The sequence below is a fragment of the Nocardia cyriacigeorgica genome, assembly GCF_010858045.1.
GTDB classification, from domain to species: Bacteria; Actinomycetota; Actinomycetes; order Mycobacteriales; family Mycobacteriaceae; genus Nocardia; species Nocardia cyriacigeorgica_E.
The window spans coordinates 1-222 of the sequence record NZ_JAAGVC010000460.1; the positions used below are offsets into that span (position 1 = coordinate 1).

General features: G+C 68.5%; 1 protein-coding gene. It reads left to right on the plus strand.

Translation table 11 applies throughout. From position 1 onward, the window contains the following. Nucleotides 1-222, plus strand: a 222-nt coding sequence (locus GV790_RS30465; protein ID WP_163818235.1) for a hypothetical protein, incomplete at its 5' end; no start/stop codon positions are given.

Here is a 222-nt window from a genome sequence, read left to right on the forward strand (position 1 = left end):
GAGCCGCCGCCGCTGGCCGACAAGGCGCAGCAGTTCGTCCGGTACGCCACCTGGCTCGCCATGCTGTCGGGCATCATCAGCATCGTCTACGCGGGCGGCCGGTTCGCCTGGGAGAAGTGGACCGGAGGCGGTCTGGAGTCGCCGAAGATGGTGGCCGGCGCGATGATCGGTGGTGTGGTCGCCACCAGTGCGGGCACCATCATGAACGCCGTCATCGGCTGA